General features: G+C 62.2%; 6 protein-coding genes and 1 pseudogene. All 7 read left to right on the forward strand.

Translation table 11 applies throughout. The features are described from left to right. Window positions 1-120: pseudogene (locus tag EN932_RS39145) on the forward strand (PhoH family protein); the annotation flags it as partial. Window positions 121-138: 18 nt separating this feature from the next. Continuing rightward, window positions 139-639 carry an rRNA maturation RNase YbeY gene (gene ybeY, locus EN932_RS28655; RefSeq protein WP_032808361.1) on the forward strand — a complete coding sequence of 167 codons (501 nt, stop codon included), beginning with the start codon at window positions 139-141 and terminating at the stop codon, window positions 637-639. A gap of 28 nt (window positions 640-667) precedes the next feature. Next, on the forward strand, window positions 668-1,798 hold the full coding sequence (locus tag EN932_RS28660; protein ID WP_027161765.1) for a hemolysin family protein: 1,131 nt from the start codon (window positions 668-670) through the stop codon (window positions 1,796-1,798). Between the two features lie 16 nt (window positions 1,799-1,814). Next, the gene (locus EN932_RS28665) at window positions 1,815-2,285 is read left to right on the forward strand and encodes a VOC family protein (protein WP_127369986.1); all 471 of its coding nucleotides are present in this window, start codon (window positions 1,815-1,817) and stop codon (window positions 2,283-2,285) included. A 101-nt stretch (window positions 2,286-2,386) separates the two neighbouring features. Then, window positions 2,387-3,979, forward strand: coding sequence for an apolipoprotein N-acyltransferase (gene lnt / locus EN932_RS28670; protein ID WP_063171171.1), 1,593 nt, complete (start codon window positions 2,387-2,389; stop codon window positions 3,977-3,979). Window positions 3,980-4,120: 141 nt separating this feature from the next. After that, window positions 4,121-4,540, forward strand: a complete 420-nt coding sequence (locus EN932_RS28675) for a helix-turn-helix domain-containing protein (RefSeq protein ID WP_013527901.1) — start codon at window positions 4,121-4,123, stop codon at window positions 4,538-4,540. 169 nt (window positions 4,541-4,709) lie between these two features. After that, a partial coding sequence (locus tag EN932_RS28680) for an S-adenosylmethionine synthetase N-terminal domain-containing protein (protein WP_281061558.1) occupies window positions 4,710-5,125 on the forward strand: 416 nt, incomplete at its 3' end.

Genomic DNA, 5,125 nt, shown 5'->3' on the forward strand with positions numbered 1-5,125 from the left:
GGCGCGGTCACCGTGCGCTTCAACGACGGCGACGTGGTTCGCCATCCGCTGGTGGCGGAAATCGTCAGGGCCTACGACCGGGACGCCAAGCTGGCGCGTGGCCTCGGCGCCGAGAATTGATGTTGGCGATGCGGCTTCATGCCTGAGGACATAATATCCGGCGACGGGAATATTCCCGTCGACATCGACATAGCGGTTGAGGCGGGCAACTGGCCCGACGAGGCAAGCCTGACGCGGCTGGTCGATCGGGCCGTTAAGGCGGCTTTTGCCGAAATCGGCGTGGCGGGCCGTTCCGAACTCAGTCTCGTTTTTTCCGACGACGCCCATATCCAGGTTCTCAACGCCGGCTGGCGCGGCAAGGACAAACCGACCAACGTCTTGTCTTTCCCGGCTTTTCCGTTTGCGCAGGGCGGTCCGTTGCCGCCGATGCTGGGCGACATCGTGCTGGCCGCCGAAACGGTCGCCCATGAAGCGGTACTGGAAGACAAGCCTGTCGAGAACCATATCACCCATCTCGTCATCCACGGCCTGCTGCATCTGCTGGGCTACGATCACGAGACCGAGGCCGAGGCCGAGGCGATGGAAGCCGTCGAACGCGCGGCGCTTGCAAGGCTTGCCATTCCCGACCCCTACGCGTAACTACATCTGACCAATTGACCGGACGACGATGAACGACAAACCAGAGACTGCCGCCCGCCCCGACGCCGGCAGTGCAACCAAGGCTTCCGATACGTCGGAAGAGGGATCAAGTCCGAGTACCGTTGCCTCTGGTGCTAGCAGTACCTCTGCTGCTGCCGGCACCTCTGGTGCTGCCAGCATCGGCAGCGCTGCCAGCGAGACATCGCCTGCCGGTCCCTCCCTGTTCGACCGCGTTCTTGGCCTGTTCAGGCAACGCAACGGAACCAGCCTGCGGGAGGAAATCGCCGGCGCGCTTGCCGAGACAACGAGCGATGCCGGCGCCTTCTCGCCCGGCGAACGCGCCATGCTCAACAACATCCTGCGGCTGCGCGAAGTGCGCGTCGAGGACGTCATGGTGCCGCGCGCCGACATTCAAGGGGTCGAAATCACGACGACGCTCGGCGATCTGCTGGGCACCTTTGAGCAATCCGGCCATTCCCGCATGCCGGTCTATTCAGAGACCCTCGATGATCCGCGCGGCATGGTCCATATCCGTGATGTGCTGGCCCACATCACCAAGATCGCGCGCGTCAAGAAGGGCCGCTCGACCAGGAAAACACCCGTCGCCACGGTTCTCGATCTCGCCCAGGTCGATCTCGCACGCACCATTGGCGACCTCAATCTGATCCGCCCGGTGCTGTTCGTGCCGCCGTCGATGCTCGCCTCCGACCTGATGGCTCGCATGCAGACGACGCGCACGCAAATGGCGCTGGTCATCGATGAATATGGCGGCACCGACGGCCTTGCCTCGCTGGAAGACATCGTCGAGATGGTGGTCGGCGACATCGAGGACGAGCATGACGACGACGAGCCGATGATCACCCAGAGCGGCGACGGCGTGTTCATCGTCGATGGCAAGGCCGAGATCGACGACGTCGCCAAGATGATCGGCGGGGATTTCGCCGCCGGTGAACATGGCGAATATGTCGACACCATCGGCGGCATGATTTTCAACACGCTTGGCCGTGTTCCGGCCCGCGGCGAGGTGGTGCAGGCCATACCCGGTTTTGAATTTCACGTCCTCGACGCTGATCCGCGCCGCGTCAAGCGCGTGCGCATCGTGCAGAGCCAGAAGGGTGAGCGTCGCCGGCGTGCCACGGCGCGCACCGAACAGGCGTGAGCGTTTCGCTCGCACGATGACTATCGACGACCCGTTCAAGCATCCAAGTCTGGGCTCTGGTGTTTTCTACAAGGATCCGCATGCCGCGCTGGACTGGCTCGAGGCGGCTTTCGGCTTCGAGCGCAGCATGGTGGTCAGCGATGCCGAGGGAAAGCTCATCCATGCAGAGATGCGGTTCGGCGACAGCTACATCATCGTCGATTCCGAATGGAGCGATTACGTCGCCAGCCCGGCTTCGATCTCGGGCAAGAACACGCAGTCGATCTATGTCAGGCTGAAGGGTGGCCTGGATGCGCATTGCGAGCAAGCGCGAGCCCTCGACGCTGATATAATCCAGGAGCCGGCGGATCAGTTCTACGGTGAGCGCCAGTATCGTGCACGCGACCCCGAGGGCCATGTCTGGACGTTCACGCAGACCATCCGTTCGGTTCCGCGCGAGGAGGCCGAGCGGCTGGGGGGCGTTCAAATCGAGGGTTGGCACCGGTAGGCAGGGCCGGAGCTGTGCATCTCAGCCAGCCCATCCGCCGTTTGGAGCGCGGAGCGCAGCCTGTTAAATCTTGTGTCCTGATTCGCGACTCGGAAGTATGCATGGAGCGCCTCACCGGCCGGATAATTCTGCTTTGGGGTTGGCGGCGTGCGCTCGTGGCGTTTCTCGCCGGCGCCCTCGCGGTGCTTGGGCAGGCGCCTTACGACTTCTTCGCCGCCTGTTTCGTCTCGTTCCCGCTGCTGGTCTGGCTGCTCGACGGCGCCACCGGCGAAGCTTCAGGCAGTCTGTTCCGGCGTCTGCGGCCGGCTTTCGCCGTCGGTTGGTGGTTCGGTTTCGGCTATTTCCTCGCCGGCCTCTGGTGGATCGGCTCGGCGCTGCTGGTCGAGGCCGACAGCTTTGCCTGGGCGCTTCCCTTCGCGGTGGTCGGCATTCCTTTCATGCTCGCCTTTTTCTATGGCTTTGCGGCAATCGTTGCCCGGCTGCTGTGGAGCAACGACATTGGCCGCATCGCCGCCCTTGCCTTCGGCTTCGGCCTGGCGGAATGGCTGCGCGATTTCCTGTTCACCGGTTTTCCCTGGAATGCCGTCGGCTACGCGGCCATGCCCGTGCCGCTGCTGATGCAGAGCGTCTCGGTGACGGGCATGATCGGCATGAACGCGCTCGCGGTGTTCGTCTTCGCACTGCCGGCACTGCTGGCGGCACGTCGGCACCTGCGCCTCGGCGCGGCACTGTTTGTCGTGCTCGTCGCTGCCCATGTCGGCTTCGGCTATATCAGGCTTGCCGCTCCCGAACCGCCAGCTTCACGCAGCCTGGATGTCCGCATTGTCCAGCCGGCCGTGGACCTGTCGGAAAAATGGGATGCCTCGGTGCGCGACCGCATCTTCGCGGTCCTGATGGGGCTCTCGGGCAAGGCGCCGGATCCAGGCCATCAAAAGCCGCAACTGATCCTGTGGCCCGAAACCTCGGTGCCGTTCCTCTTCACCGAGCGTCCGGACGCATTGACGGCGCTGGGGGATATGCTCGGACCCGGCCAGATGCTGATTGCCGGCGTCGTCCGCGAGGAAGGCGGCTCGGCCGCAAATGCCGACAGCCGCTACTACAACTCCGTGGTGGCGATCGACGACAAGGGTGAAATCACCGACGCCGTCGACAAGGTTCACCTGGTGCCGTTCGGCGAATACCTGCCTTTCGCCGATCTGCTCCAGCGTTTCGGCATCGAGCAACTGGTTGCCGGGCCGATGAGTTTCGCGGCCGGCAATGAGCGGCACGCCATTACGCTGCCCGACGGCATCCGTGCGCTGCCATTTATCTGTTATGAGGTGATCTTTCCCGATCTTGTGGCAGTTGACGCTGCGTCAGCGCAGCTTATTGTGAACGTTACCAATGATGCGTGGTTCGGCGACACGCCGGGTCCGTATCAGCATTTCAGGCAGGCCCAGATCCGTGCGGTGGAAAATGGATTGCCATTGGTGCGTGCCGCCAACAACGGCATCTCGGCCGTCGTCGATCCGCGCGGGCGCATCGTCGATGCGCTTGCTATCGACGCGCGCGGCGCCATCGATGCCCACATACCGATTTCCGGACAGGCGCTCATATCTCCCGGCCAACGGCGCATTAACGGAATGCTGATCATGTTGCTGTTTGCCGTTGGGGCAGCGCTGTTGAACGTAAGGCAAAGGCTACGGGTGAATTGACAGCCAACACATTAGAAACTCATACTGTAAGTGCCTGAAAATTTCTCGAAGCCGGTGGATCGTTCTGTTGGGGCAGTTGCCTCCGGCTTTGTTTGGGCAGGAAAAAAATAGAGAAAGCCGAAAAAATTCGGCGAGGAAAAAATGACAGAAGATAACAAGAAGAAACCGAATCCGATCGACATCCATGTTGGCAGTCGCATTCGGCTTCGCCGCAACATGCTTGGAATGAGCCAGGAAAAGCTGGGAGAAAACCTCGGCATCACATTTCAACAGATTCAGAAATATGAAAAGGGCACCAACCGCGTCGGCGCCAGCCGTCTGCAGGCGATCGCGTCCATACTCGGCGTGCCTGTCGCTTTCTTTTTTGAGGATGCGCCCGGCCAGGAGCCTGTGGCGGGCCGGGGATTTGCCGAGGACGCTTCGATGGCTTTCGCTGTCGAATTCTGCGGCAGCCCTGAAGGCCTTCAGCTCAACCGGGCCTTTGTCAAGATCGCCGACGCCAAGGTGCGCCGCAGGATCATAGACCTGGTCAAGTCCCTCTCCGCCGACGATCCCGACTGATCCTCAATCACGCCAGGACCGGCGGCGCCCCGCCGCCGGTGGCACAAGATAACGGCATCGACATTCATGCCAGAGCCGAAGCACCGCTTGACGAGCGGCGCTTCGCCCCGCTAACACGTGGCGCGCCAAAATCGGCAGCCTGCCGATCGTTTTTCAAGAGGGGACACCCGTGACGCGGCAGAACTACTTCTTTACCTCGGAATCCGTTGCCGAGGGCCATCCCGACAAAGTCTGTGACCGGATTTCCGACGAGATCGTCGATCTGGTCTATCGCGAAGCCAAGAAGACCGGCATGGACCCGTGGAAAGTCCGTGTCGCCTGCGAGACGCTGGCCACCACCAACCGTGTCGTCATCGCCGGCGAAGTGCGCGTCCCGGAAACGCTGCTGAAGAAGGACAAGGCAGGCAACATCCTCAAGGATGCCGCCGGCCATCCGGTCGTCAATCCGGCCAAGTTCAAATCGGTCGCCCGCAAGGCGATCCGCGAAATCGGCTACGAGCAGGCCGGCTTCCACTGGAAAACGGCGAAGATCGAGGTTCTGCTGCACGGCCAGTCGCCTGACATAGGCCAGGGCGTCGACAACGC

The sequence above is a fragment of the Mesorhizobium sp. M7A.F.Ca.US.002.01.1.1 genome, from assembly GCF_004022955.1.
Taxonomy (GTDB): domain Bacteria; phylum Pseudomonadota; class Alphaproteobacteria; order Rhizobiales; family Rhizobiaceae; genus Mesorhizobium; species Mesorhizobium ciceri.